Origin of the sequence: Streptomyces amritsarensis (assembly GCF_001953875.1) — a bacterium.
Classification (GTDB): Bacteria; Actinomycetota; Actinomycetes; order Streptomycetales; family Streptomycetaceae; genus Streptomyces; species Streptomyces amritsarensis.
This window is the reverse complement of the sequence record NZ_MQUR01000028.1, coordinates 26,370-51,378: the sequence shown is the minus strand read 5'-3', so window position 1 is coordinate 51,378 and position 25,009 is coordinate 26,370. Positions and strand designations below refer to the sequence as shown.

Below are 25,009 nucleotides of genomic sequence, written 5' to 3'. Positions count from 1 at the left end.
TCCGTTGGTGATGTGTGGTCAATGCGACTTCAGGGGTTCGAGAGAAGTCCCGAGGCCATGCCGATCACCACCGGCGCGACCCCGATCGAAAGAAATGCGGGGAGGAAACACAGCCCCACCGGTGCGGTGACGAGGACCGCCGCCCGCTGCGCCCTGGCCCCGGCCCGGCGGGCCCGGTCCTCCCGGAGCCCGGAGGCGAGCCGGGACATCGGCTCCGCCGCGGGCGCCCCGCTCCGCGCGGCCCGCTCCAGGCATTCGGCGAGCGCCCGGGCATTCGGTATCTGCGCCAACCTCCCCCACCCGGAGCCCGGTTCGCCGCCGAGCCGCAGCTCCGCCCCGGCGCTCGCGAGCCGCTCGCCCACCGGCCCGCCCAGCGATTCGCCCACCACCTCCGCGGCCTCCACCGGCCCGGCCCCGGCCGCCAGGCACGCGGCCAGCAGATCGGCGGCGAACGGCAGTTGCCGCTCGGCCTCCCGCGGATCCAGCCCGGCCGGCGGCCGCGGCCGGGCCCGCAGGCGCCGCACCACCACCGCGGCCAGGAAGCCGACGACCGCACCGGCCATCCCACCTACGAGTAGCAGGCCCGCCAGGAGTGCCCCTGCCGGAGCCGCCCAAGCCACCGCCGCGCCCCGCAGCGCGGGGCCGAACACCGGCCCGCGCGGCCCCGACGGCGCCCCCAGCAGCACCGCGGTCCTGCGCCGCACGGCGCGCGCCTTGACCCGCGCCGCCACCGCCGACACCATCCACAGGGCCGCCGCCGCCCCCAGGACGATCCCCAGCCTGTGGATGGAGAAGCCGGCCATCACCGCTCCCCCGCCCGCACGATCCGCCGGCACCAGAGCAGCCCCAGCACCTCCAGGACCCCGCCCGTCAGCAGGCAGCCCCATCCCATCGGGGTGTGCAGCAGGACCCGCAGCGGATCCGCGCCCAGCCCGGTGCCGATCAACAGGCCCACCAGGGGCAGCAGGGCGAGCACCAGCACCGTCGACCGCGCGCCCGCCAGCTGGGCCCGCAGCGACTCCTCCCGGTCCCGCTCGGCCCGCAGGGCTCCCTCCAGGCGGTCCAGCCCGGCAGCCAGCCCCGCGCCGCCGTCCACCGACACCCGCCAGCAGGCCGCCATCCCGGCCAGCCCTTCCGCGCCGGGCTCCCGCGCTGCCTGGCGCAGCGCTCCTGGCACGTCCCCGCCGAACGCCGCGGCGGCCAGCACTCCCGCTTCCGCCGCACCCGGCCGGCCGGGGCCCGCGGCCGTCCGCCGCATCGCCGCCATCAGCGCCTGCCCGGGCTGGGCCCCGGCCCGCAGCTCACCCACCGCCGCCCCACACAGGGCCACCACCTCGGCGGCCCGCGCAGTACGGGCCCGCTCACGTGCCCGCGCCCGCAGCCACTGCCGCACCAGGGGCACCGCGGCCGCTCCGGCCAGCAGCGGGAGCACCGACCCGCCCAGGACGGCGATCAGCAGCCCGCCCCCGAGGCAGGCCCACTCCCACCACCGTGCGGCCCGTACCCGCAGGGCGCCCAGCAGCAGCTCAAGACGCGGCGGCCCGCACACGAGCGGCTTCCCCCCTCCGGCGAGCACCACCCGGGCCCGCCGGGACACCCGGTCGCACCCGGCGATCCCCCACGCGGCCGCGCCCGCGCACAGCACCCCGGCGAACAGCGGCAGCGGCAGCCCCGCCCCCGCGCTCACCTGACACCTCGCAGCAGCGGACGCAGCCGCTCCCAGCCCTGCTCCCGAACGAAGCCCCGGGCGCCCCACCTCAGCGCGGGCACGGTCACCACCAGTCCGGCGGCGTCCCGCTCCAGCACGTGCACCTCGGCCACGCGGCGCCGCCCCTCCCGGTCCCGCACCAGGTGCAGCACGAGGGTCAGCGCGGCGGCCAACTGGCTGTGCAGAGCGCCCCGGTCGAGCCCGGCGGCCGTACCCAGCGCCTCCAGCCGGGCCGGTACATGCGCGGCGGCGTTGGCGTGCACCGTGCCGCATCCCCCTTCATGGCCTGTGTTCAGGGCGGCGAGCAGGTCCGCCACCTCGGCGCCCCGCACCTCGCCGACCACCAGCCGGTCGGGCCGCATCCGCAGCGCCTGCCGGACCAGGTCGGCCAGCGTGACCAACCCCGCACCCTCCTGATTGGCCGGTCGGGTCTCCAGCCGCACGACGTGCGGATGGTCGGGGCGCAGCTCTGCCGAATCCTCTGCCAGCACGATCCGCTCACCCGGCCCGACCAGCCCCAACAGGGCGCTGAGCAGGGTTGTCTTGCCGGTCCCCGTCCCCCCGGAGACGAGGAACGACAACCGGGCCTCGATCATGTCCCGCAGCAGCCGCTGCCCGCCCGGCGGCAGCGTGCCCGCCGCGACGAGTTCCTCCAGCGTGAACGCCCGCGGCCGCACCACCCGCAGCGACAGACAGGCCGAGCCGACCGAGACAGGCGGCAGCACCGCGTGGAGCCGGGTGCCGTCGGGCATCCGGGCGTCCACCCAGGGCCGGGCGTCGTCGAGACGCCGCCCGGCCACGGCGGCCAGCCGCTGGGCGAGGCGCCGGACGGCCCCCGCATCGGCGAAGGTCACTCCGGTCAGCTCCAGCCCGCCACCGCGGTCCACCCACACCCGGTCCGGGGCGGCCACCAGCACGTCGGTCACCTCCGAGTCGGCCAGGAGCGGCTCCAGAGGGCCCGCGCCGACCAGTTCGGAGCGCAGTTCGGCGGCCGCGCCCAGCACTTCCTCATCGCCCAGGAGCCGGCCCTGGGCGCGCAGAGCGGCCGCCACCCGCGCCGGGGTCGGCTCCGCCCCGCTCTCGGCGAGCCGCCGGCGCACCGCGTCCAGCAGTACGGCGCTCATGCCGGCACCCCCTGACCGGCGCCGAGGGCCCGCTGCCAGAAGCCGTCGCAGAAGCGGGCCAGGGCGCTGCGTCCCGCGGCGCCCGGCGCCTCCCCCTCGGCCACCCGTCCGGGGAGGCCCACCTCGACGGGCACCTCGCCGGCCAGCGGCGCCCCCAACAGCCCTGCGACGGACTCCGGGTCGAGGCCCCCGGGGCAGCGGCCCCGGACGACGACGCGGACGTCCCGGGCCACCATCCGCACTCCGGCGGCCACCCGGCCCGCCGCGGCCACGGAGCGCAGCTCGCCCGGGACCACCATCAGCACCAGGTCGAGCTGGGCCAGCACCTCGGCCACGGCTTCGTCCACCCGACGGGGGAGGTCGACCACGACGACGCCGCCCCGGCGGCGCGCGGCGGCCACCACCGATCGGACGGCGGCCGGCGGTACGACCACCCGGTCGCCGCGGTCCCAGCTGAGCACCCGCAGGTCGTGCAGTTCGGGCAGGGACTCCTCCAGGGCTCCGGCGGCCACCCGGCCCCGGGAGGCCGCGAAGTCCGGCCAGCGCAGCCCTTGGGCGCCCTCGCCTCCGAGGAGTACGTCCATGCCGCCGCCCAGCGGGTCGCCGTCGATGAGCATGGTCCGCTCGCCGGCCCGGGCGGCCCGGACCGCGAGGGCGCAGGCGAGGGTGGAGGCGCCCGCCCCGCCGCTGCCCCCGATCACACCGACGGCGAGGGCGGGCCGTCCGGCCCCTTCGACGACATCGGCGATCCGGTCCACGAGCCGGCTCTCGGCATCGGGAAGGCACAGCACCTCCTCGGCGCCGATCTCCACGGCCCGCTGCCACACGAGGGGGTCGTCCAGGTCCCGTCCCACGAGGAACACGCCGGTCCGGCGGGGCATGCCCCGCACGCGCCCCGCGGCATCGTGCCCGACCAGGACGAGCGGGGCCGACTCCCAGCCAACTCCCGTGTGATTGCAGCCACTTGGCCCGTCCACCGGATCGGCGGCGGTCCCGGCGGGCCCGCCCTCCGCTTCCGCGGGCGGCCCGCTGCGCCCCGGCACCGCGCGGGGCAGGTGCGGGTCGGCCCCCGCCGCCGCGCACAGCCTCAGCAAGTCGTCGAGCAGCAGGGGGTCTTCGGTGATGATCAGCGGTCGGCCTCCGGCGGACCCGGCCGCCGGCGCCGGCGCATCGGCCGCCCCGGCCCCCGCCGCCCTTCCGGTCATCACGGACTTCGGTGTTTCGCACGACTTCGATCGAGCCACGATCTCCGCCCCCTTCTCACTGCAAATCCCAGCACCGCGGACTTCGCGGCTGGAATCACCGTGCAGCGATCGGGAAAAAGAAGTGGATCTTGCCCAATAACTGTGGACAACCCCTCGATTGTGAATAACCCGGTCACTCACACAGGTGAGTTCCGGAGCGCACGGGAACCACTACGCAGCGTCACGAGTTTGAGGGGGTGAGGGCCTGCCACAGGCGGGCCCCGCACAAGAGGGGGGCCGAGGAGATGGTCGATCGAGGCCGAGGCAGGGGACGCGAACCGCGTCCGGACATGCGACGACCCCCGCCGGGGGGGAGAGCGGGGGTCGTCCCCACGGTCCGACTCGGGGGGGGAGGAGCCAGACCGGGTTAGCACGGTCGCGAACGATCCGTGACTTCCATGGTGTACCCGAGAGCCCTCTCAGGCAAACCCACGCGCCACACCTTACGCCGAATGGTGGGCGCATATGCTCGGGGCGTGGAAAATCAGCCCTTGCCGCACTCCTCGCCTCGCACCGCCGCCTTCTTCGATCTGGACAAGACGGTCATTGCGAAGTCGAGCACCTTGACGTTCAGCAAGTCCTTCTACCAAGGCGGCCTGATCAACCGGCGAGCCGTGTTGCGCACCGCCTACATCCAGTTCATCTTCCTGGCCGGCGGCGCCGACCACGATCAGATGGAGCGGATGCGGGAGTACCTGTCCGCCCTCTGCAAGGGGTGGAACGTGCAGCAGGTGCGGGAGATCGTCGCGGAGACCCTGCACGACCTCATCGACCCGATCATCTACGACGAGGCCGCCTCCCTGATCGAGGCCCACCACACGGCGGGCCGAGACGTGGTGATCGTGTCGACCTCCGGCGCGGAGGTGGTCGAGCCCATCGGAGAGATGCTCGGCGCGGACCGGGTCGTCGCCACCCGCATGGTCGTGGGCGAGGACGGCTGCTTCACGGGCGAGATCGACTACTACGCCTACGGGCCCACCAAGGCGGAAGCCGTACGGGAGCTCGCCGAGTCCGAGGGCTACGACCTCGCCCGGTGCTACGCCTACAGCGACTCGGCGACCGACATCCCGATGCTGGAGGCGGTCGGACACCCGCACGCCGTCAACCCCGACCGCGCGCTGCGCCGGGAGGCGACGGCCCGCGAATGGCCGGTGCTGGTCTTCAACCGGCCCGTACGGCTGAAGCAGCGACTCCCCGGACTGTCGATGCCCGCACGCCCGGCACTGATCGCCGCGGCCGCGGTGGGCGCGGCAGCCGCCACGGCCGGGCTGGTCTGGTACGCGAGCCGGCGCCGGGCCCACGCGCTGTCGGCCGTCCGCTCTGCCTGATTGCCCCACCTGCACCAATTCGGCCTGTCCGGTTCAGCCCCGCTCGTCCCGGAAAGTAAAAATTGGAGCCAGGGGTTTCGCTTAGCAGCGAAGCGGAGTACAAATAAAGCAACGGCCCGCGAGACCAAAGAACATCCGAGAGGATCATCTTTAAAACGCAGTAAGGCCCACGGACCGAAGCATGAACGCCGAGCACCCACGCGACGTCGACCCGTCGATTACGGGCCAGCCGCACCAGGTGACGGGCAAAGTACCCGACCTGATGGGCACATTTCGAGGACGCTTGGTACCTGGGCGTGAATGCCAGCGGCGACACCAGAGCAGTACGGTGTCGCCGCAACCCATGTCCGGACGCCGAAGCCCGCGAAGGGCTCAGGCCGCGCCGCGCTGCAGGGCCTCGCAGACCGCCGTCGACTCCCGCACCCCGAGCTCGATCGCACGGCCGCAGTGTCCGATCCAGGCGGCCATGCCCTCGGGAGTCCCGGAGAGGTAGCCCTCAAAGGCCTCCAGGTAGGCCCCGGCACCCTGCTCGGCGTGGCCGACCTCCGCCGGGCAGATGGCCTTGGGGTCCAGCCCGCTGTTGATCAGGACGATCCGCTCGGCCGCCCGCGCGACCAGACCGTTGTACGAGCCGAACGGCCGCAGGGCCAGCAGCTCGCCGTGCACCACCGCCGCTGTGACCAGGGCGGGGGCCGAACCCCCCGCGATGACGATCCGGGACAGGCCGTCCAGTCGGCCGGCGACCTCATCGGCACCCGGCAGGGGCGCTTCCACCAGCGGCTCCACCACCGGTTCGCCCGCCAGGCGCGGGCGGCCGACCACGTCGCCCTCGGCCGTCGAGCCGACCGCCACCAGGTGCAGGCGCGCCAGGACCCGCAGCGGCGACTGGCGCCAGATGCTCAGCAGCTGGCCGGCCTCCGCCGTGAGCCGCAGCGCGGCGCCGACGGTCAGCGCCTCCGGCTCCGCGCCGAAGTCGGTGCGCCGCCGCACCTCCTCCAGCGCCCAGTCCGCGCCGGACAGCGCGGCGCTGCCGCGGGCGCCGCGCAGGGCGGCCTCCGAGGTGATCTCACCGCTGCGGCGGCGCATGACCCGGTGCCCGTAGACCCGGTCCACGGCCTTGCGTACGGAATCCACGGAATCGGCGACACCCGGGAGTCCGGCGAGGCCGGCCAGCGGGTCAGAAGCGCTACTCATAAGTAGGGAGCCTACGCACTGTCCGGGCATGGCACCGACCCCTCCTTGGAGTGGTCTTCTTCACTCACCTTGACAACTCAGTGCTACTTACCCACTACGCTTGGTGAACATGAAGATCGCTTTCGTAGGGAAGGGCGGCAGCGGCAAGACGACCCTGTCCTCCCTCTTCATCCGCCACCTCGCCGCCAACGAAGCCCCCGTCGTCGCGGTGGACGCCGACATCAACCAGCACCTGGGCGCCGCGCTCGGGCTCGCCGAGGACGAGGCCGCCGCGCTGCCCGCCCTGGGCGCGCACCTGCCCCTGATCAAGGAGTACCTGCGGGGCTCCAACCCGCGCATCGCCTCCGCCGAGACGATGATCAAGACCACTCCGCCCGGCCGCGGCTCGCGCCTGCTGCGCGTCACCGAGGACAACCCGGTGTACGAGGCCTGCGCGCGCACCGTCCTGCTCGACGGGGAGCCCGTACGGCTCATGGCCACCGGGCCGTTCACCGAGGCCGACCTGGGCGTGGCCTGCTACCACTCCAAGGTCGGCGCGGTCGAGCTCTGTCTCAACCACCTCGTGGACGGACCGGACGAGTACGTGGTCGTCGACATGACCGCGGGCTCCGACTCCTTCGCCTCGGGCATGTTCACCCGCTTCGACGTGACCTTCCTGGTCGCCGAGCCGACCCGCAAGGGCGTCTCCGTCTACCGCCAGTACAAGGAGTACGCACGGGACTTCGGGGTCGCGCTCAAGGTCGTCGGCAACAAGGTCCAGGGACCGGAGGACATCGAGTTCCTCCAGGACGAGGTCGGCGAGGACCTGCTGGTCACCGTCGGGCACTCCGACTGGGTACGGGCGATGGAGAAGGGCCGCCCGGCCTCCTTCGAACTGCTGGAGGCGACCAACCGGTTCGCCCTCCAGGCGCTCCAGGACGCCGCCGACGACTCCTACGCGCACCGCGACTGGGACCGGTACACCGAGCAGATGGTGAGCTTCCACCTCAAGAACGCGGAGAGCTGGGGCAACGCCAAGACCGGGGCCGACCTGGCGGAGCAGGTGGACCCCGGCTTCGTCCTGCGCGAGGGTCTGGACGCCCCCGGCACGTTCGACGGCGGCGCGGGCGGCGAGGAGATCGTCAGCCCTCGTCCCCAGTCTCCTCGGCCGGCTCCGCAGCCGGCTTGACGCCGACCGGGGCGGCCGGCGGCGCCGGCGGCCCCGCGGTCAGGAACTTCGTCCAGCCCTCCTTCGGCGCCTCGCCGACGTCGAGGGTGCGCATCCACTCCAGAACCTTCGGGTCCTGGGCGTCCAGCCAGTCCACCAGCTCCCGGAACGGCACGCAGCGGACCTCCTTCTGGGTGCACATGCCCTTGATCGACTCCTCGACGGCGCGCATGTAGGTGCCGCCGTTCCAGGACTCGAAGTGGTTGCCGATGATCAGCGGCGCGCGGTTGCCCTGGTAGACGCGGTCGAAGGCCTGCCGCAGGCCGTCGCGCATCTGGTCGCCCCAGTAGGTGTGCTGCGAGGGGTCGCCCTGCGAGGTCGTCCCGGACTGGTTGACCATGTAGTTGTAGTCCATGCTCAGCGTGTCGAAGGCGCGGCCAGGCATCGGCACCAGCTGGAGCGGGATGTCCCAGAGCCCGTCCGTCTTCTTGGGCCAGATCTGCTTGCTGATCCCGCTGGAGTCGTAGCGGAAGCCCATGTCCTTCGCCGCCAGCATGAAGTTCTTCTGTCCTTCAAGACAGGGGGTGCGGGCGCCGATGAGCTCCTTGTCGTAGTCGAAGGGGAGCGCCTCCTCCTGCTTCAGGCCCGCGTTGGTCTTCCAGTTCTTGACGAAGGACTTGGCCTGGTCGATCTCGCTCTTCCACTCCTCCACGGACCAGGTGCCGACGCCGCCGTCGGGCCCGCAGAAGTGCCCGTTGAAGTGGGTGCCGATCTCGTTGCCCTCCAGCCAGGCGGCGCGGACCTGGGTGGCGGTGTCCTTGATGCCCTGGAGGTCGCCGAACCCGATGTCGGAGCGGCCGGGCGAGTGCTGCGGAGCCGTGTAGAGGAAACGCTTCTCCTCGGGGAGCATGTACACGCCGCTGAGGAAGTACGTCATCCGGGCGTTGTACTTCTTGCCGACCTCGCGGAAGTGGGAGAAGAGCTTCTGGCTGTCCTCGCCGGCCCCGTCCCACGAGAACACCACGAACTGCGGGGGCTTCTCCCCCGGCTTCAGCTTCCGGGGCTTGTGCACGTTCGGCTGCGGCCCGGTGTACGCGGTCGAGCCGTCACCGATGGGGCGGTGGACACTGCCGGGGGCCTCGGCTGCGCCCTTGCGCGCGTTCGGGCCTCCGGCGGCCGGGGACTTCGCGGGTTCCGAGGCGGTGCACCCGGCGACACCCAGGACCAGCGCCGTGGCGGCCAGGCCGCCGGCGATCTTCTTCGTGGCGGCGATCATCCGCCCACCTCTCCCTCGCTGTTGCAACGCAGGTCTTCCGCGCCGCAACGTCCCACGCCGCCCTTCGCGAGGAAGGTATGACAAGCCGGACAAAATGCTTAATCACCCTTGAGTGCTAATTCGTAGGCCATTTGCCCGAATTATCCACCACTCATCTTTACTCTCCATTACCATCCATTTACTGAGTGTTGAGACTCCCGCCGTTCACCCCTCATCCCCGAGGAGACGGGACCCCATGACAGCCACTTCCCCCACACGCACACCCCGAGGGGTTCGCAAAGACCTGCCCGCGGACCTCTCCGCCTCCATCACCGTCTTCCTGATCGCCATCCCGCTCTCCCTCGGCATCGCGCTGGCCACCGGAGCCCCGCTCCAGGCCGGCCTGGTGGCGGCCGCGGTGGGCGGGATCGTCGCCGGGCGCCTGGGCGGCGCACCCCTCCAGGTCAGCGGACCCGCCGCCGGACTCACCGTGGTCACCGCCGAGTTGATCCAGCGGTACGGATGGCGCACCACGTGCGCCATCACCGTGCTCGCCGGCGTCTGCCAGCTCGGCCTCGCCGCCCTGCGCACCGCCCGGTCCGCGCTCATGGTCAGCCCGGCCATCGTGCACGGCATGCTCGCGGGCATCGGCGTGACCATCGCCCTCGCCCAGCTGCACATCGTGCTCGGCGGCACCCCGCAGAGCTCGGCCGTGGCGAATGTCCTCGGCCTGCCCGGCCAGTTGGCGGACCTGCACCCGGTGGCGCTCGGAGTCAGCGCCCTGACGCTGCTCGTCCTGCTCGGCTGGCCGCGGCTTCCCGGCCGGGCGGGCCGCGCCCTGCGCAAGGTGCCGGCACCCCTTGCCGCCGTCGCCACGGCCACCGCCTTCGCCGCACTGGCCGGGCTCAGCCTGCCGCGGGTGGACCTGCCGTCCTGGCGCAGCCACGCCCTTCCCGAGATGCCCGAAGGGCCGGTCCTCGGGCTCATCGCCGCCGTGCTGACCATCACCCTGGTCGGAAGCGTGGAGTCCCTGCTCTCCGCCGTCGCGACCGACAAGCTGATCGCCTCCGAGCGGGGTACGGACAACCGCCCGCCGCGCGCCGACCTCGACCGGGAACTGCGCGGGCAGGGTGCGGCGAACATCGTCTCCGGGGCCCTGGGCGGACTGCCCATCACGGGTGTGGCCGTCCGCAGCGTGGCGAACGTCAAGTCCGGCGCGGCCAGCCGGAAGTCGTCCATGATGCACGGCTTCTGGGTGCTGCTCGCGGCCTTCCTGCTGGTCCCGCTCCTCGACCTGATCCCCCTGGCCACGCTGGCCGCCCTGGTGATGGCGGTGGGCGTGCAGATGGTCAGCATCACGCACCTGCGCAGTGTCACCCGGCACCGGGAGGCCCTCGTCTACGGGACGACCATCGTGGCCGTCGTGCTCGGTGGAGTGCTGGAGGGCGTTGCCGTGGGCATCGCTGTGGCCGTCGCCCTGGCCCTGCACCGGCTCGCGCGCACCCGGATCACCCTGGAGCGGCTGGACAGCGGAGTCCACCGCGTGCGGGCGCGCGGGCAGTTGACCTTCCTCGCGGTGCCGCGGCTGAGCCGGGTGCTCAACCAGATCCCGCACGACGCCCACACCGTGGTCGAGCTCGACGGCTCCTTCATGGACCACGCGGCCTACGAGACGATCCAGGACTGGCAGCAGTCCCATCTGGCGCACGGAGGATCCCTGGAGGTCACCGGCCGCTCGGGGCAGGCGGCCCGGATCACCGGGGCCGACCCGGACGCGGCCGGCACGGCGGACTCCTCCGACGGGACCCACGGGGCAGGCCGCGGCCACGACGCACGCCACGCCGAGGGAGGCCACCAGGGCGAGCGGTCCCGGCGCGGCCAGCGCGGGACGCACCAGTGCTGCCGCCCCTGGACCCCTTGGCAGAACCACTGCGACCACCGCGCCCCTTCCACCCGTACGGCCACGGCCACGGCCGCAACGGCCGCGGCAGCGGTGGCCGCGAACGCGGACGGGAACGTGGAGGACGACGGGGCGCAGGGCCGCACGACGGCGCCCCGGCGGCGCGGGGCGGGCCAACTGGCCAGCGGGATCAGCGCCTTCCAGCGCGACACCGCACCCCATGTGCGCGACGAGCTGGCCCGGCTGGCCCGCGAGGGGCAGCGGCCCTCACAGCTCTTCATCACCTGCGCCGACTCCCGCCTGGTGACCAGCATGATCACGGCGAGCGGCCCGGGAGACCTGTTCACCGTCCGCAACGTCGGCAATCTGGTGCCGCTGCCCGGCGCGGAGTCCACGGACGACTCCGTCGCGGCGGCCATCGAGTACGCGGTGGACGTGCTCCAGGTGGAGAGCATCACGGTCTGCGGGCACTCGGGCTGCGGGGCGATGCAGGCCCTGCTCAGCTCCGCGCCCGGGGTCGCGATGTCCCCGCTGCGCCGGTGGCTGCGGCACGGACTGCCCAGCCTGGAGCGGATGGCCAGCCGCCACCACGCCTGGGCCCGGATCGCGGGGCGGCTCCCGGCGGACGCGGTGGAGCAGCTGTGCCTGACCAACGTGGTCCAGCAGCTGGAGCACCTGAAGGCCCACGAATCGGTGGCCCGGCGGCTGGCGGACGGCACCCTGGAGCTGCACGGGATGTACTTCCACGTGGGTGAGGCCCAGGCGTACCTGCTGTCCGAGGGCGAGGACTTCTTCGACTGCAGGGTCTTCGACACCGTCGGCCAGCCCGTCTGAACCGATACTCTCCGAAATCCGTGCCATCGATTGGCCCCTTCCCGCACCCTGCAGCGGGAAGGGGCCCTTCGCACGCCGTTCTCGTACGGGCCGCCTCCGTGATATAGGTCTAAACCAATTTCAGGCTAACCCTTGTCACCCGGGCCGCAGACTGATGAGCTATGCCCGGGGACACAACGGACACCCTGGGAAAGGGAGATGTCGTGAGCAATGAGAGCCTGGCCAATCTGCTCAAGGAGGAGCGGCGGTTCGCACCGCCCGCCGATCTGGCCGCCGCCGCCAATGTGAAAGAGGCTGCGTACGCACAGGCCGACGCGGACCGGCTGGGCTTCTGGGCCGAGCAGGCCCGGCGGCTGACCTGGGCCACAGAGCCGACCGAGACGCTCGACTGGACGAACCCGCCCTTCGCGAAGTGGTTCGCCGACGGAAAGCTGAACGTCGCGTACAACTGCGTGGACCGCCACGTCGAGGCCGGCAACGGCGACCGCGTCGCCATCCACTTCGAGGGCGAGCCCGGCGACAGCCGCGCGATCACCTACGCCGACCTCAAGGACGAGGTGTCCAGGGCCGCCAACGCCCTGACGGAGCTGGGCGTCGCGGCCGGCGACCGCGTCGCCGTGTACCTCCCGATGATCCCCGAGGCGGTCGTCGCCATGCTCGCGTGCGCCCGGATCGGCGCCGCGCACTCCGTGGTCTTCGGCGGCTTCTCCGCCGACGCCGTGGCCTCCCGCATCCAGGACGCCGACGCCAAGCTGGTCATCACCGCCGACGGCGGCTACCGCCGCGGCAAGCCCAGCGCCCTGAAGCCCGCCATCGACGAGGCCGTCGCCAAGTGCCCGCAGGTCGAGCACGTGCTCGTCGTACGCCGCACCGGCCAGGACACCGCCTTCACCGAGGGCCGCGACGTCTGGTGGCACGACGTGGTCGCCCGCCAGTCCGCGGAGCACACCGCGCAGGCCTTCGACGCCGAGCACCCGCTCTTCATCCTCTACACCTCGGGGACCACGGGTAAGCCGAAGGGCATCCTGCACACCTCCGGCGGCTACCTCACGCAGGCGGCGTACACCCACCACGCGGTCTTCGACCTGAAGCCGGAGAGCGACGTCTACTGGTGCACGGCCGACATCGGCTGGGTGACCGGGCACTCCTACATCGTCTACGGGCCGCTCGCGAACGGCGCCACGCAGGTCATGTACGAGGGCACGCCGGACACCCCGCACCAGGGCCGCTTCTGGGAGGTCGTGCAGAAGTACGGCGTCACGATCCTCTACACGGCGCCCACGGCCATCCGCACCTTCATGAAGTGGGGGGACGACATCCCCGCGAAGTTCGACCTGTCGAGCCTGCGCGTGCTGGGCTCGGTCGGCGAGCCGATCAACCCCGAGGCCTGGGTCTGGTACCGCAAGCACATCGGCGGCGACCGCTGCCCGATCGTGGACACCTGGTGGCAGACCGAGACCGGCGCGATGATGATCTCCCCGCTGCCGGGCGTCACGCACACCAAGCCGGGCTCCGCCCAGCGCGCCCTGCCCGGGATCTCCGCCACCGTCGTGGACGACGAGGCGCACGAGGTCCCGGACGGCGGTGGCGGCTACCTGGTCCTCACCGAGCCGTGGCCGTCGATGCTGCGCACCATCTGGGGCGACGACCAGCGCTTCATCGACACCTACTGGTCGCGCTTCGAGGGCAAGTACTTCGCGGGCGACGGCGCCAAGAAGGACGACGACGGCGACATCTGGCTGCTGGGCCGGGTGGACGACGTGATGCTGGTCTCCGGGCACAACATCTCGACCACCGAGGTCGAGTCGGCGCTCGTCTCGCACCCCGCGGTCGCCGAGGCGGCCGTGGTCGGCGCGGCCGACGAGACCACGGGCCAGGCCATCGTGGCCTTCGTCATCCTGCGCGGCAGCGCCTCCGAGACCGAGCACCTGGTCGCGGACCTGCGCAACCACGTGGGCAGCACCCTCGGACCGATCGCCAAGCCGAAGCGGATCCTGCCGGTCCAGGAGCTGCCGAAGACCCGCTCGGGCAAGATCATGCGCCGCCTGCTGCGCGACGTGGCGGAGAACCGCGCGGTCGGCGATGTCACCACGCTCGCCGACTCCTCGGTCATGGACCTCATCCAGAGCAAGCTCCCGGCCGCCGGCAGCGAGGACTGACACGGCAACCCCGGCATTCCACACGGGAGGGGCACTCGGCGCGACGCGCCGAGTGCCCCTTTCGCACATAAAGTGATGATCGCCGGATATGCCCTTGCGCACGCCCTGTAAAGTATTCAAAGCGTAAAGAAAGACCACAGGGTGCGCCGGGAAGTCTGGTCGGCAACGAGTTCCACCATGCCGTCCAACAGCCCCCGGAGGTGCCCCCCGTGGCCGCGCCCAGCCCCACCGACCACAAGAACCGCAAGCTGCTCGGCCGCCTCTCGCTCCCCGAGAGCCGCTTCATCGCCGATGCCCTGCGCGCCGAGACGGTGGGCGGCGTCCTGCTGCTCGTGGCCGCGATCGCCGCCCTGCTGTGGGCCAACATCCCGGCCATCTCGGACAGCTACGCGAGCGTCCGGTCCTTCCACATCGGCCCCGCCTCCCTCGGCCTGGACCTCTCGCTCCAGCACTGGGCGGCAGACGGGCTCCTCGCCGTCTTCTTCTTCGTCGCCGGCATCGAGCTCAAGCGCGAGCTCGTCGCGGGCGATCTGCGCGACCCCAGGGCCGCCGCGCTCCCGGTGATCGCCGCCCTCTGCGGCATGGCCGCACCCGCGCTGGTCTACGCACTGGTCAACGTCGCGGGCGACGGCTCGATGGACGGCTGGGCGGTCCCGACGGCCACCGACATCGCCTTCGCACTCGCCGTCCTCGCCGTCATCGGCACCTCCCTGCCCTCGGCCCTGCGCGCCTTCCTGCTGACCCTCGCCGTCGTCGACGACCTGTTCGCCATCCTGATCATCGCCGTGTTCTTCACCAGCGAGATCGACTTCCTGGCGCTCGGCGGCGCACTGGTGGGACTGGCCCTCTTCTGGTTCCTGCTCCGCCGCGGTGTCCGGGGCTGGTACATCTACGTCCCGCTCGCCCTGGCCGTGTGGGGCCTGATGTACAACAGCGGCGTCCACGCCACCATCGCCGGCGTCGCCATGGGCCTGATGCTCCGCTGCACGCGCAGGGAAGGCGAGCGGACCTCCCCCGGAGAGCACATCGAGCACCTCGTCCGACCCGTTTCGGCCGGTCTCGCCGTGCCCCTGTTCGCGCTCTTCTCCGCCGGCGTCTCGCTCTCCGACGAGGCCATCGCGCAGGTCTTCACCCGCCCCGAGACCCTCGGTGTGGTCCTCGGCCTCGTGGTCGGCAAGGCCGTGGGCATCTTCGGCGGGACCTGGCTGGCCGCCCGCTTCACCAAGGCCGAGCTGAACGAGGACCTCGCCTGGCCCGATGTCCTCGCCGTCGCCACGCTCGCCGGCATAGGCTTCACCGTCTCCCTCCTCATCGGCGAGCTCGCCTTCGCCGGCGACGCGACCCTCGCCGACGAGGTCAAGGCCGCGGTGCTGTTCGGCTCCCTCATCGCCGCCGTGATCGCGTGCGTCCTGCTCAAGCTCCGCGACCGCCGCTACCGGGCGCTCACCGAGGCCGAGGAGCGCGACGAGGACCGCGACGGCATCCCGGACATCTACGAGGAGGGCAACCCCGAGTACCACCTGCGGATGGCGAAGATCTACGAGGACCGGGCCGCGGAACACCGCCGCAGGGCGCAGAAGGCGGCCGCCGCCGCGCTCCAAAGCGCGGCCGGGTCCACCACCGAGGCCGACCGTCCGGCATGATCTGAGTGACGACGCAGGGACACACGCGCCGCCAGGTGGCGGACGACAGAGGGAGAGAGCGATGAGCGCAGTGGACCAAGAGGCGCAGGGAGCCGAGCGCACACTCGGCCAGCTGGTCGCCTCGGCCACCGCCGAGATGTCCGCCCTGGTGCACGACGAGATCGCCCTGGCCAAGGCGGAACTGCGCGAGGACGCCAAGCGCGTGGGCAGCGGCAGCGCCTCCATCGCCTCCGCCGGAGTGTTCGCCGTCTTCTCCCTCCCGGTGCTGACCTTCGCCGCGGCGTACGGGATCCACAATCTGGGGCTCGGCCTGGCCTGGTCCTTCCTGATCGTCGGCGGTGCGTTCCTGCTGATCGCGGGCGTGCTCGCGCTGATCGCCGTACGCAAGTTCAAGAAGGTCAAGCCGCCGGAGAAGTCCATCGCCTCGGTCAAGCAGACCGCCGCGCTGGTCGGGACCGTCAAGCCGCACCCGCGGCCGGTCAGTGACAAGGCTGTGGGTGTGGCACGCTCGTCCTCATGACAGCGCCCACACCGGACCCCAGCACTCCGCCCACGGCCGCCACAGCTGTGCGGCTCGACCTCCCCGGCGGGGAAGCGGTGACGCACCGGGACGTGGCCGCCAACGGCGCCCGCTTCCACGTCGCCGAGCTGGGTGACGGGCCGCTGGTGCTGCTGCTGCACGGCTTCCCGCAGTTCTGGTGGACGTGGCGGCACCAGCTGACCGCGCTGGCCGACGCCGGCTACCGGGCCGTCGCGATGGACCTGCGCGGGGTCGGCGGCAGCGACCGCACCCCGCGCGGCTACGACCCCGCCAACCTGGCCCTCGACATCACCGGGGTCGTACGGTCCCTCGGCGAGCCGGACGCCGCGCTCGTCGGGCACGACCTGGGCGGATACCTCGCCTGGACGGCGGCCGTGATGCGGCCCAAGCTGGTGCGCCGGCTCGTCGTGTCGTCCATGCCCCACCCGCGGCGGTGGCGTTCGGCGATGCTGTCGGACTTCGGGCAGACCCGGGCGAGTTCCCACATCTGGGGCTTCCAGCGGCCGTTCGTTCCCGAGCGGCAGCTCGTCGCCGACGGCGGGGCCCTCGTGGGGGACCTGATCCGCGACTGGTCGGGGCCGCGTCCTCCCGAGGAGGAGGACCTCGCCGTGTACCGGCGGGCCATGTGCATCCCGTCCACCGCCCACTGCTCCATCGAGCCGTACCGCTGGATGATGCGGTCGATGGCCCGGCCCGACGGGCTGCAGTTCAACCGCCGGATGAAGCGGCCGGTCCGGGTGCCCACGCTGCACCTGCACGGTTCGCTCGACCCGGTGATGCGCACGCGCAGCGCCGCCGGATCCGGCGAGTACGTCGAAGCCCCGTACCGGTGGCGGCTGTTCGACGGTCTCGGGCACTTCCCGCACGAGGAGGACCCCGTCGCCTTCTCGACCGAGCTGGTGAACTGGCTGAAGGACCCCGAACCGGACCGGTGACCGTCCGTCGCGCGAACGGCAGTTCAGTGCTCCGATCGTCTTACAGGCATTCAATTGCCCGGCGCATAGGCCAATTGGCCGCCCCGGACGGGGTTACGGACCTTGGGGCCCGGGCACAGAGCCGAGTATGAGCTGGACGCACGACTACGGTGACACCGCGCACGAACGCCGCTCGGCAGCTACGCCGGGCACGCACGAGAGGGCCGGCCGGCACGGCCACGACCCACGTCTCGGAATCCCCCGCATCCTGCGCCGCCGGGCCCGCTGGGTCTCCGCACGCCTGCGGCATCCGCGGACGTAGGAAGACCCGGCGGCGGCGCCGCGTCAGAGGGCGCAGCCCTGGCTCTCGACCCGGCGCTCGGCCGTCCGGCCCTGCTCGATGTCGTCGCGGATCTCGTCCACGGTCAGCGCGTAACCGGTGTTCGGGTCGTCCAGGGACTTCGCGAACACGACCCCGTACACCTTGCCGTCGGGCGTCAGCAGCGGGCCGCCGGAGTTGCCCTGGCGGACGGTCGCGAACAGCGAGTAGACGTCCCGTCGGACAGTACCGCGGTGGTAGATGTCCGGTCCGTTGGCATTGATCCGGCCGCGGACCCGGGCCGCGCGGACGTCGTACGCGCCGTTCTCCGGGAAGCCGGCGACGATCGCGTCGCTGCCGCTCGCCGCATCCTTGTCGGTGAACTCCAGCGGCGGCGCCTTCAGCTTGGGCACGTCCAGGACGGCGATGTCGCGCTCCCAGTCGTAGAGCACGACCTTGCCGTCGTACAGCCTGCCCTCGCCGCCGATCTGCACGGTCGGCTCGCCGACCCCGCCGACGACGTGCGCGTTGGTCATGACCTTGCCGGGCGCGAAGACGAAGCCCGTGCCCTCCAGCACCTTGCTGCAACTGGGCGCCGTACCGACGACCTTCACGATCGAGCGCTTGGCCACGTCCGCGACGGGGCTGGTGGCGAGCGCGGGATCGGGCGCCTGCACCTCGGTGATGGGCTCGTTGGAGAACGGGCTGAACACCTGCGGGAAGCCGTTGCGCGCGAGGGTGGAGCTGAAGTCCGAGAACCAGCTGTTCGCCTGGTCGGGCAGCACCCGCGAAACACCGAGGAGCACCTTGGAGTTGCGGACCTCCTTGCCCAGCGTGGGCAGCGAGGTGCCGGCGAGCGCCGAGCCGATGAGCCAGGCCACCAGGAGCATCGCGACGACGTTGACCAGGGCGCCGCCGGTGGCATCGAGCACGCGCGCCGGCGTACCGGTGATCTGGCGGCGGAGTTTGCCGCCGAGGTGCGTGGTCAGCGCCTGGCCGACCGAGGCGCAGATGATGATCGCCACGACGGCGATGACGACGACCGTGGTGGACACCTGGGTGCCGTTGTCGGTCACCCGGTCCCAGATCAGCGGGAGCAGGGCAACGGCGACGAGGCCACCGCCCAGGAAGCCGATCACCGACAGGATGCCGACGACGAACCCCTGGCGGTAGCCGACGATCGCGAACCACACGGCGGCGAGCAGCAACAGGATGTCCAGCACGTTCACGTGGGCCACCGTCTCATGCGTGCCAGTCGAGCGGGACCTGGCGTGATCGGTCCCACGGGCGTTCCCAGCCGGCGAAGTGCAGGATCCGGTCGATCACCCCGGCCGTGAAACCCCAGACGAGGGCCGATTCGACGGTGAATCCGGGGCCCAGGTGGCCCCGCGGGTGGACCGTCGTGACCCGGTGCGCGGGATCCGTGAGATCGGCCACGGGGACCGTGAACACGCGGGCCGTCTCGGCCGGGTCCACGGCGCCCACCGGGCTCGGGGTGTGCCACCAGCCGAGGACCGGGGTCACGACGAACTCGCTGACGGGGATGTAGAGCCGGGGCAGCACCCCGAAGAGCTGCACGCCGGAAGGATCGAGTCCGGTTTCTTCCTCGGCCTCGCGCAGCGCGGCCGCCAGCGGGCCCGTGGTGACCGGGTCCCCGTCCTGCGGGTCCAGCGCGCCGCCCGGGAAGGACGGCTGGCCCGCATGCGAGCGCAGCGTGCCGGCGCGCTCCATCAGGAGCAGCTCCGGCCCGCGGGGGCCCTCGCCGAAGAGGATGAGGACGGCCGACTGCCGTCCCCGGCCGTCCTCGGGCGGCAGGAACCGGCTCAGCTGCCGCGGCTCCACGGTCCGGGCCGCCTTGACGACGGGATCCAGCCAGTCGGGCAGCCCCGCGGTGGTGACGGCCGGGCCGCCCCCCTCGCGCACTCCCGCAGTGACCCCGGCCTCGTCCCGTGTACCGCGCGTCATAGGCGCTCCTGTCCGCGTTCCTCTGTCAACAGCGTCTCCCACACCGCAAACGCGGTCCGGGTACCGATTCGTTCCTACGGCTCCTACGACTCCTGCGCGGCGACCGCGCCGAGCGGCGGCGCGGGCAGGCCCGGGTAGTCCGGGGGCGGGCTCAGCCGCTGGCCCGGCTGGCCGCCCTTCTCGTACTTGAGCAGCTTCTTCGCCTTCTCCGGGTCCGTCTCGCCCTCTCCGTACGCGGGGCAGAGCGGGGCGATCGGGCAGGCCCCGCAGGCGGGTCTGCGGGCGTGGCAGATGCGGCGGCCGTGGAAGACGACCCGGTGCGAGAGCATGGTCCACTCGCTCTTGGGGAAGATCGCGCAGATCTCCGCCTCGACCTTCTCCGGGTCCTCCTGCTCGGTCCACTTCCAGCGGCGCACCAGCCGGCCGAAGTGGGTGTCGACCGTGATCCCGGGCACGCCGAACGCGTTGCCGAGGACCACGTTGGCGGTCTTGCGGCCGACGCCCGGCAGCTTGACCAGGTCTTCCAGCCGTCCCGGCACCTCACCGCCGTGGTCGTCCCGCAGCGCCTGCGAGAGGCCCAGCAGCGACTTGGCCTTCATCCGGAAGAACCCGGTCGGGCGGATGAGCTCCTCCAGGTCCTCGGGGACGGCCGCGGCCATGTCCTCGGGGGTCGGATAGGCCGCGAAGAGCGCCGGCGTCGTCTGGTTCACCCGCAGGTCGGTGGTCTGGGCGGACAGCACCGTGGCGACGAGCAGCTCGAAGGGATTGCGGAAGTCGAGCTCCGGATGGGCGTACGGGTAGGTCTCGGCCAGCTCGCGGTTGATGCGGCGGGCCCGGCGCACCATGGCCAGGCGGGATTCCGGCTTGGCAGCCTTCGGTTTCTTGGCCGAAACTTTGCCCTGGGAGGCGGCCGCGGCCTTCTGGGGCACCTTCGAGGGGGCCTGTTCGCCCACAGCTGAATTTTGGGCGTCCGTCACTCCTGCGGACCCCTTGGCCTGTGCTCTCACCGGCTTATTGGACACCCGGCCAGCCTAAGGCCGGGCGCTGACACCCGCCTGGACCTCAGGTAACACCACTCCGATTGGCCTCTCGCCGCACAGCATGCCCGTCCGTCCGGCATCCTTGTGATTGATCGCACTGTTTGAGCCGTCCGGCAAAATGGGGAGCACGGTCCCCTGAGCTGGTCGACATAGGAGAGAGACTCGTGGACGACGTTCTGCGGCGCGCCCCGCTCTTCGCGGCGCTCGATGACGAGCAGGCCGCGGAGCTCCGCGCCTCCATGGGCGAGGTGACCCTCGCACGCGGTGACGCCCTGTTCCACGAGGGCGACCCCGGCGACCGGCTGTATGTCGTGACCGAGGGCAAGGTGAAGCTCCACCGCACCTCCCCCGACGGCCGCGAGAACATGCTGGCCGTCCTCGGCCCCGGCGAGCTGATCGGCGAGCTGTCGCTCTTCGACCCGGGCCCGCGCACCGCCACCGCCACCGCGCTGACCGAGGTCAAGCTGCTCGGCCTCGGCCACGGCGACCTCCAGCCCTGGCTCAACGCCCGGCCCGAGGTCGCGACCGCGCTGCTGCGCGCCGTCGCCCGGCGCCTGCGCAAGACCAACGACCAGATGTCCGACCTGGTCTTCTCCGACGTTCCCGGCCGCGTGGCCCGGGCACTGCTCGACCTGTCGCGCCGCTTCGGCGTGCAGTCGGAGGAGGGCATCCACGTGGTGCACGACCTCACGCAGGAAGAGCTCGCGCAGCTCGTCGGCGCCTCCCGGGAGACCGTGAACAAGGCCCTGGCCGACTTCGCCGGCCGCGGCTGGCTCCGCCTGGAGGCGCGTGCGGTGATCCTGCTGGACGTCGAGCGCCTCGCGAAGCGCTCCCGCTGACAGCACCGGCAGTCAGTCGCGACAGAAGGGTCCTGCCCGGCCGGGCAGGACCCTTCCGCGTACCCGGGCGGATCCGTTCGCGGTGGCCCCCTCCCGGCTCCCCCGCGCCTCGACCACCCGCGGGGCCGGTCTGTGCACAGTGGAGGTATGGAGCACAGGGGTCTGGACGCCTACGGGTACTTCGAGCGCGAGGGCTCCCTCGGGCAGGTGCAGCGCGCGTTCCGAGGGGCCGTGGCCGCCGCGCGCGAGCGGACGGCCGAGGCGTACGGCCGCCGGCTGCACAGCGCGTACCTGTACGGGTCCGTGCCGCGCGGGACCGCCCGGCCCGGACGCTCCGACCTCGACCTGCTCCTCGTCCTGCACCACAAGCCCTCGGACGACGACCGCGACACCGCCGAGGTCCTCGCGCGCAGCATCGACGAGGACTTCGAGGAGATCGACGGAGTCGGCGTCCTGCTCCACGACAAGGACACCGTGCTGAGCGAGGAGGAACGATTCGACCTGGGCTGGTTCCTCGCCTGCCTGTGCACCCCGCTGCTCGGCGCGGACCTGGCCGAGCACCTGCCGCGCTACCGGCCGGACAGCCTGCTCGCCCGCGAGACCAACGGCGACCTGGCCTCGCTCCTCCCCCAATGGCGCACGCGCCTGCGGGAGGCCTCCGCACCGCAGGAGTACCGGAGCCTGAGCCGGCTCTTCGCACGCCGCCTGGTGCGCACGGGATTCACGCTCGTCATGCCCCGATGGGGCGGCTGGACCAGCGATCTGGCCGAGTCCGCGGAAGTCTTCGGCAGCTACTACCCGCAGCGCGCCGCCCAGATGCGGGCCGCGGCCGCGGTGGCCCTGGATCCCGTCGAGGATCCGGCCGTGCCCCTCTCGTACGTCGAGGACCTCGGCCCGTGGCTCGCGGACGAGTACACGGCCCGCCACGGCACCAAGACGCGGAGCCCCGGCGCGGGGGCGGGAGCCGGCAGGTGCCCGGCGGATCGGGGTCGGACAGCCCCTGCCTAGTCCTTCTGCACGGTGGCGGCGAGGGCCTCGACGGCCAGCTTGGCCTCCACCAGGCCCGCGCCGGTGATGCGGCGGTAGGCCTTGATCGCCGAGATCTGCCGGTCCTCGCGGATCAGGGCCCGCACCTCGTTCATGCCGGCCGGCTCCGGCTCCTCGACGCCCAGGTGGTCCAGCAGCAGCGCCAGGCGGCGCTCCGTGCGGTCCGCCTGCGCCTGGAGGCTCTTCACGCGCAGCGATACCGTCGAGGTGATCCATCCGGCGGTGCCTATGAGCACGACGAGCAGGAACACGGTGTTCATTCGGGTCCTCCAGGGATCAATCCGTGATCTTGAAGGTACTCGAGCTGGGCCCGGACGGACCATTGCGCCGCCGGCCACAGGGAGCGGTCGACATCCGCGTACACCCGGGCGACGACCGCCTCGGGGGTGGTGAAGCCGTCCTCGACGGCCGTCTCGACCTGCGCGAGCCGGTGCGCCCGGTGGGCCAGGTAGTACTCGACGGCGCCCTGCGCGTCCTCCAGGACCGGTCCGTGGCCCGGCAGGACCGTGTGCACGCCGTCGTCCACCGTGAGGGAGCGCAGGCGGCGCAGGGAGTCCAGGTAGTCGCCGAGGCGGCCGTCGGGGTGCGCGACCACCGTGGTGCCGCGGCCGAGGATGGTGTCGCCGGTCAGCACCGCCCGGTCGGCGGGCAGGTGGAAGCAGAGCGAGTCGCTGGTGTGGCCGGGCGTCGGCACCACCCGCAGCTCCAGGCCGCCGGTCCGGATGACGTCCCCGGCGGCGAGGCCCTCGTCGCCCAGGCGGAGGGCCGGGTCCAGCGCGCGAACCTTGGTACCGGTCAGCTCGGCGAAGCGGCCGGCGCCCTCCGCGTGGTCGGGGTGGCCGTGGGTGAGCAGGGTCAGCGCGACGCGCTTGCCCGCCCGCTCGGCGGTGGCGACGACCGCCCGCAGGTGGGCCTCGTCCAGCGGCCCTGGGTCGATGACGACGGCGAGGTCGGAGTCCGGCTCGGACAGCAGCCAGGTGTTGGTGCCGTCCAGGGTCATCGCGGACGGGTTGGGGGCCAGTACGTTCACCGCACGGGCGGTCGCCGGTCCGGAGGCGACGACCGCGCGGGGCTGTCCGGGCAGTGCTGCGGCGTCGCTCATGCGGGGCCTCCGGTGCCTCCGGGGCGCCCGAGGCGGACGCGCTTGGTGAACTCGTCGTGGCCCGGCCAGCTGAGCACCACCTCGCCGTCCTCCAGCGCGGCCTGCGCCAGCACCGGGGCCAGGTCCTGGGCCGCGGCCGCGGTGAGCGCGTCCGCGGCGCTCCCGTACGGCTCCAGGGAGCGCAGTGTGGAGATGGTGGGCGGCATCATCAGCAGCTCGCCCTTGTCGTAGCCGCCGGCGGCGTCGGCCGGACGGATCCACACGGTCCGGTCGGCCTCTGTGGAGGCGTTGCGGGTGCGCTGGCCCTCGGGGAGGGCGGCCACGAAGAACCAGGTGTCGTAGCGGCGCGGCTCGAACTCGGGGGTGATCCAGCGCGCCCACGCCCCCAGCAGGTCGGAGCGCAGCCACAGGCCGCGGCGTTCGAGGAAGTCCGCGAAGGACAGCTCCCGGGCCACGAGGGCCTGCCGGTCCGCCTCCCAGTCGTCGCCGGTGGTGTCGCCGACGACCGTGTCCGGGGTGGGGCCGGCGAGCAGGACGCCCGCCTCCTCGAAGGTCTCCCGCACGGCGCCGCAGACGATGGCCTGGGCGGTGCGGGGGTCGGTCCCGAGCCGGGCCGCCCAGTCGGCCTGGGAGGGGCCCGCCCAGCCGACGTGGTGCTCCTCGTCACGGGGGTCGACCCCGCCGCCCGGATAGGCGTACGCACCGCCGGCGAAAGCCATCGAGGCCCTTCTGCGCAGCATGTGGACGACGGGCCCGTCCTCGGTGTCGCGCAGGAGCATCACGGTGGCGGCGAGCCGCGGTGGCACCGGGGTGAGCGAGCCGTCCGCGAGCGCGCGGATGCGGTCGGGCCATTCGGGCGGGTACCACTGGCCCCCGGCGGGGGGCTGCTGCTGACCATTCGGCATGGCCGGATGCTACGGCCATCCGGCCCGATGTTCGAGGGTCGCCCTTTCAGCGGTCGCCGCGCGGCGACCGGAGCGGGGCGGGCCCGGCGAGCGGCGCCGCGCCCCGATCCGTACGGCTCCCGCGGGGATCAGGCCCCGGGGACCAGCTCGACCTGGACCTCGACCTCGACGGGCGCGTCGAGGGGCAGGACCGTGACACCGACGGCGCTGCGGGCATGGACGCCCTTGTCGCCGAGGACGGCGCCCAGCAGCTCGCTCGCGCCGTTCAGCACGCCCGGCTGGCCGGTGAAGTCGGGGGCCGAGGCGACGAAGCCGACGACCTTCACGACGCGCGCGATCTTGTCGAGGTCGCCGACGACCGACTTGACGGCGGCCAGGGCGTTCAGCGCGCAGGTGGCGGCCAGTTCCTTGGCCTGCTCCGGCGAGACCTCGGCGCCGACCTTGCCGGTGACCGGCAGGCTGCCCTTCACCATCGGGAGCTGGCCCGCGGTGTAGACGTAGGCGCCCGACCGCACGGCCGGCTGGTACGTGGCCAGCGGCGGGACGACCTCGGGCAGGGTCAGGCCGAGCTCGGCCAGCTTCGCGTCGACGACGCCGCTCATGCCTTCTCCCGCTTGAGGTAGGCCACGAGCTGCTCGGGGTTGTTCGGGCCGGGCACGACCTGGACGAGCTCCCAGCCGTCCTCGCCCCAGGTGTCCAGGATCTGCTTGGTGGCGTGGACCAGCAGCGGGACCGTCGCGTATTCGAACTTCTTGGTCATGGGAGCGAGGGTAGTGCCTGAGATGCGGGGCTCATGCGCGC

23 protein-coding genes are annotated in these 25,009 nt (G+C 72.4%); 9 read left to right on the top strand and 14 right to left on the bottom strand.

Annotated elements, in window-relative coordinates; translation table 11 throughout:
• Positions 1–29: 29 nt before the first annotated feature.
• From AVW11_RS14835 to ssd, 4 genes are read right to left on the bottom strand one after another with little or no spacing between them, the layout of a single operon-like run.
• Positions 30–803, bottom strand: a complete 774-nt coding sequence (locus tag AVW11_RS14835; protein ID WP_076044222.1) for a type II secretion system F family protein — start codon at positions 801–803, stop codon at positions 30–32.
• Positions 803–1,687: a type II secretion system F family protein gene (locus AVW11_RS14830; RefSeq protein WP_240528181.1), complete on the bottom strand. Its 885-nt coding sequence runs from the start codon at positions 1,685–1,687 to the stop codon at positions 803–805. Before AVW11_RS14830 ends, AVW11_RS14835 begins: the two co-directional genes overlap by 1 nt.
• Entirely contained in the window at positions 1,684–2,832 is a 1,149-nt protein-coding gene (locus AVW11_RS14825) for a TadA family conjugal transfer-associated ATPase (protein WP_060177033.1), read from the bottom strand. Before AVW11_RS14825 ends, AVW11_RS14830 begins: the two co-directional genes overlap by 4 nt.
• A complete protein-coding gene (gene ssd / locus AVW11_RS14820; protein WP_076044212.1) occupies positions 2,829–4,037 on the bottom strand; it encodes a septum site-determining protein Ssd in 1,209 nt (402 codons plus the stop codon). The genes AVW11_RS14825 and ssd overlap by 4 nt, the downstream gene beginning before the upstream one ends.
• Positions 4,038–4,528: 491 nt before the next feature.
• Here ssd and AVW11_RS14815 point away from each other — a divergent pair, with 491 nt between their 5' ends.
• The gene (locus tag AVW11_RS14815) at positions 4,529–5,404 is read left to right on the top strand and encodes an HAD family hydrolase (RefSeq protein WP_051700180.1); all 876 of its coding nucleotides are present in this window, start codon (positions 4,529–4,531) and stop codon (positions 5,402–5,404) included.
• Between the two features lie 372 nt (positions 5,405–5,776).
• Here the strand turns inward: AVW11_RS14815 and AVW11_RS14810 are convergent, their stop codons facing one another.
• On the bottom strand, positions 5,777–6,598 hold the full coding sequence (locus AVW11_RS14810; RefSeq protein ID WP_060177036.1) for a Fic family protein: 822 nt from the start codon (positions 6,596–6,598) through the stop codon (positions 5,777–5,779).
• A 109-nt stretch (positions 6,599–6,707) separates the two neighbouring features.
• Here AVW11_RS14810 and AVW11_RS14805 point away from each other — a divergent pair, with 109 nt between their 5' ends.
• Positions 6,708–7,766, top strand: a complete 1,059-nt coding sequence (locus AVW11_RS14805; protein WP_060177037.1) for an ATP-binding protein — start codon at positions 6,708–6,710, stop codon at positions 7,764–7,766.
• On the opposite strand, the gene AVW11_RS14800 is transcribed toward AVW11_RS14805, so the two are convergent.
• The gene (locus AVW11_RS14800; RefSeq protein WP_060177038.1) at positions 7,720–9,021 is read right to left on the bottom strand and encodes a polysaccharide deacetylase family protein; all 1,302 of its coding nucleotides are present in this window, start codon (positions 9,019–9,021) and stop codon (positions 7,720–7,722) included. The two genes, AVW11_RS14805 and AVW11_RS14800, sit on opposite strands and share 47 nt — an antisense overlap.
• Positions 9,022–9,256: 235 nt before the next feature.
• On the opposite strand from AVW11_RS14800, the gene AVW11_RS14795 reads away from it, so the two are divergent.
• The 5 genes from AVW11_RS14795 (at position 9,257) to AVW11_RS14775 (ending at position 17,012) form a co-directional block, all read left to right on the top strand.
• Complete coding sequence (locus AVW11_RS14795) at positions 9,257–11,734, top strand: bifunctional SulP family inorganic anion transporter/carbonic anhydrase (RefSeq protein WP_076044211.1); 2,478 nt, start codon at positions 9,257–9,259, stop codon at positions 11,732–11,734.
• A 161-nt stretch (positions 11,735–11,895) separates the two neighbouring features.
• A complete protein-coding gene (gene acs, locus AVW11_RS14790) occupies positions 11,896–13,893 on the top strand; it encodes an acetate--CoA ligase (RefSeq protein ID WP_076044210.1) in 1,998 nt (665 codons plus the stop codon).
• Positions 13,894–14,102: 209 nt separating this feature from the next.
• Positions 14,103–15,536 (top strand): Na+/H+ antiporter NhaA, encoded by a 1,434-nt coding sequence (nhaA, locus tag AVW11_RS14785; RefSeq protein WP_030845760.1) that lies wholly within the window; start codon positions 14,103–14,105, stop codon positions 15,534–15,536.
• Between the two features lie 61 nt (positions 15,537–15,597).
• Positions 15,598–16,056, top strand: coding sequence for a phage holin family protein (locus AVW11_RS14780; protein ID WP_076044209.1), 459 nt, complete (start codon positions 15,598–15,600; stop codon positions 16,054–16,056).
• The gene (locus AVW11_RS14775) at positions 16,053–17,012 is read left to right on the top strand and encodes an alpha/beta fold hydrolase (protein WP_030845755.1); all 960 of its coding nucleotides are present in this window, start codon (positions 16,053–16,055) and stop codon (positions 17,010–17,012) included. Before AVW11_RS14780 ends, AVW11_RS14775 begins: the two co-directional genes overlap by 4 nt.
• A 324-nt stretch (positions 17,013–17,336) precedes the next feature.
• Here AVW11_RS14775 and AVW11_RS14770 read toward each other — a convergent pair whose 3' ends face one another.
• The 3 genes from AVW11_RS14770 to nth form a co-directional block, all read right to left on the bottom strand.
• On the bottom strand, positions 17,337–18,539 hold the full coding sequence (locus tag AVW11_RS14770; RefSeq protein WP_030845745.1) for a MarP family serine protease: 1,203 nt from the start codon (positions 18,537–18,539) through the stop codon (positions 17,337–17,339).
• 13 nt (positions 18,540–18,552) lie between these two features.
• Positions 18,553–19,275 carry an NUDIX hydrolase gene (locus AVW11_RS14765; RefSeq protein ID WP_199818536.1) on the bottom strand — a complete coding sequence of 241 codons (723 nt, stop codon included), beginning with the start codon at positions 19,273–19,275 and terminating at the stop codon, positions 18,553–18,555.
• A gap of 83 nt (positions 19,276–19,358) precedes the next feature.
• Positions 19,359–20,228 carry an endonuclease III gene (nth, locus tag AVW11_RS14760; protein WP_076044208.1) on the bottom strand — a complete coding sequence of 290 codons (870 nt, stop codon included), beginning with the start codon at positions 20,226–20,228 and terminating at the stop codon, positions 19,359–19,361.
• A 251-nt stretch (positions 20,229–20,479) separates the two neighbouring features.
• Here nth and AVW11_RS14755 point away from each other — a divergent pair, with 251 nt between their 5' ends.
• Positions 20,480–21,154, top strand: coding sequence for a Crp/Fnr family transcriptional regulator (locus AVW11_RS14755; protein ID WP_003981529.1), 675 nt, complete (start codon positions 20,480–20,482; stop codon positions 21,152–21,154).
• A gap of 147 nt (positions 21,155–21,301) precedes the next feature.
• Positions 21,302–22,162, top strand: a complete 861-nt coding sequence (locus AVW11_RS14750) for a nucleotidyltransferase domain-containing protein (protein ID WP_076044207.1) — start codon at positions 21,302–21,304, stop codon at positions 22,160–22,162.
• On the opposite strand, the gene AVW11_RS14745 is transcribed toward AVW11_RS14750, so the two are convergent.
• From AVW11_RS14745 to AVW11_RS36560, 5 genes are all read right to left on the bottom strand, one after another.
• Positions 22,159–22,461, bottom strand: coding sequence for a ribosomal protein L7/L12 (locus AVW11_RS14745; protein ID WP_076044206.1), 303 nt, complete (start codon positions 22,459–22,461; stop codon positions 22,159–22,161). The genes AVW11_RS14750 and AVW11_RS14745 overlap by 4 nt on opposite strands.
• The gene (locus AVW11_RS14740; protein ID WP_030845732.1) at positions 22,458–23,303 is read right to left on the bottom strand and encodes an MBL fold metallo-hydrolase; all 846 of its coding nucleotides are present in this window, start codon (positions 23,301–23,303) and stop codon (positions 22,458–22,460) included. Before AVW11_RS14740 ends, AVW11_RS14745 begins: the two co-directional genes overlap by 4 nt.
• Entirely contained in the window at positions 23,300–24,208 is a 909-nt protein-coding gene (locus AVW11_RS14735; RefSeq protein WP_076044205.1) for an NUDIX hydrolase, read from the bottom strand. Before AVW11_RS14735 ends, AVW11_RS14740 begins: the two co-directional genes overlap by 4 nt.
• A 128-nt stretch (positions 24,209–24,336) precedes the next feature.
• A complete protein-coding gene (locus AVW11_RS14730) occupies positions 24,337–24,810 on the bottom strand; it encodes a RidA family protein (RefSeq protein WP_030845722.1) in 474 nt (157 codons plus the stop codon).
• Positions 24,807–24,968, bottom strand: coding sequence for a Sp36 family protein (locus AVW11_RS36560; RefSeq protein WP_007264966.1), 162 nt, complete (start codon positions 24,966–24,968; stop codon positions 24,807–24,809). The genes AVW11_RS14730 and AVW11_RS36560 overlap by 4 nt, the downstream gene beginning before the upstream one ends.
• Positions 24,969–25,009 lie beyond the last annotated feature (41 nt).

Excerpts from the sequence above, each read along its gene's own strand:
- AVW11_RS36560 (WP_007264966.1), bottom strand. The coding sequence starts at position 24,968 with ATGACCAAGAAGTTCGAATACGCGACGGTCCCGCTGCTGGTCCACGCC.
- AVW11_RS14835 (WP_076044222.1), bottom strand. The coding sequence starts at position 803 with ATGGCCGGCTTCTCCATCCACAGGCTGGGGATCGTCCTGGGGGCGGCG.
- AVW11_RS14740 (WP_030845732.1), bottom strand. The coding sequence starts at position 23,303 with ATGAGCGACGCCGCAGCACTGCCCGGACAGCCCCGCGCGGTCGTCGCC.
- AVW11_RS14780 (WP_076044209.1), top strand. The coding sequence starts at position 15,598 with ATGAGCGCAGTGGACCAAGAGGCGCAGGGAGCCGAGCGCACACTCGGC.
- AVW11_RS14730 (WP_030845722.1), bottom strand. The coding sequence starts at position 24,810 with ATGAGCGGCGTCGTCGACGCGAAGCTGGCCGAGCTCGGCCTGACCCTG.
- AVW11_RS14795 (WP_076044211.1), top strand. The coding sequence starts at position 9,257 with ATGACAGCCACTTCCCCCACACGCACACCCCGAGGGGTTCGCAAAGAC.
- acs (WP_076044210.1), top strand. The coding sequence starts at position 11,896 with ATGCCCGGGGACACAACGGACACCCTGGGAAAGGGAGATGTCGTGAGC.
- AVW11_RS14775 (WP_030845755.1), top strand. The coding sequence starts at position 16,053 with ATGACAGCGCCCACACCGGACCCCAGCACTCCGCCCACGGCCGCCACA.
- ssd (WP_076044212.1), bottom strand. The coding sequence starts at position 4,037 with ATGACCGGAAGGGCGGCGGGGGCCGGGGCGGCCGATGCGCCGGCGCCG.
- AVW11_RS14810 (WP_060177036.1), bottom strand. The coding sequence starts at position 6,598 with ATGAGTAGCGCTTCTGACCCGCTGGCCGGCCTCGCCGGACTCCCGGGT.
- AVW11_RS14800 (WP_060177038.1), bottom strand. The coding sequence starts at position 9,021 with ATGATCGCCGCCACGAAGAAGATCGCCGGCGGCCTGGCCGCCACGGCG.
- AVW11_RS14765 (WP_199818536.1), bottom strand. The coding sequence starts at position 19,275 with ATGACGCGCGGTACACGGGACGAGGCCGGGGTCACTGCGGGAGTGCGC.
- AVW11_RS14750 (WP_076044207.1), top strand. The coding sequence starts at position 21,302 with ATGGAGCACAGGGGTCTGGACGCCTACGGGTACTTCGAGCGCGAGGGC.
- AVW11_RS14815 (WP_051700180.1), top strand. The coding sequence starts at position 4,529 with ATGGTGGGCGCATATGCTCGGGGCGTGGAAAATCAGCCCTTGCCGCAC.
- AVW11_RS14745 (WP_076044206.1), bottom strand. The coding sequence starts at position 22,461 with ATGAACACCGTGTTCCTGCTCGTCGTGCTCATAGGCACCGCCGGATGG.
- AVW11_RS14735 (WP_076044205.1), bottom strand. The coding sequence starts at position 24,208 with ATGCCGAATGGTCAGCAGCAGCCCCCCGCCGGGGGCCAGTGGTACCCG.
- AVW11_RS14825 (WP_060177033.1), bottom strand. The coding sequence starts at position 2,832 with ATGAGCGCCGTACTGCTGGACGCGGTGCGCCGGCGGCTCGCCGAGAGC.
- AVW11_RS14805 (WP_060177037.1), top strand. The coding sequence starts at position 6,708 with ATGAAGATCGCTTTCGTAGGGAAGGGCGGCAGCGGCAAGACGACCCTG.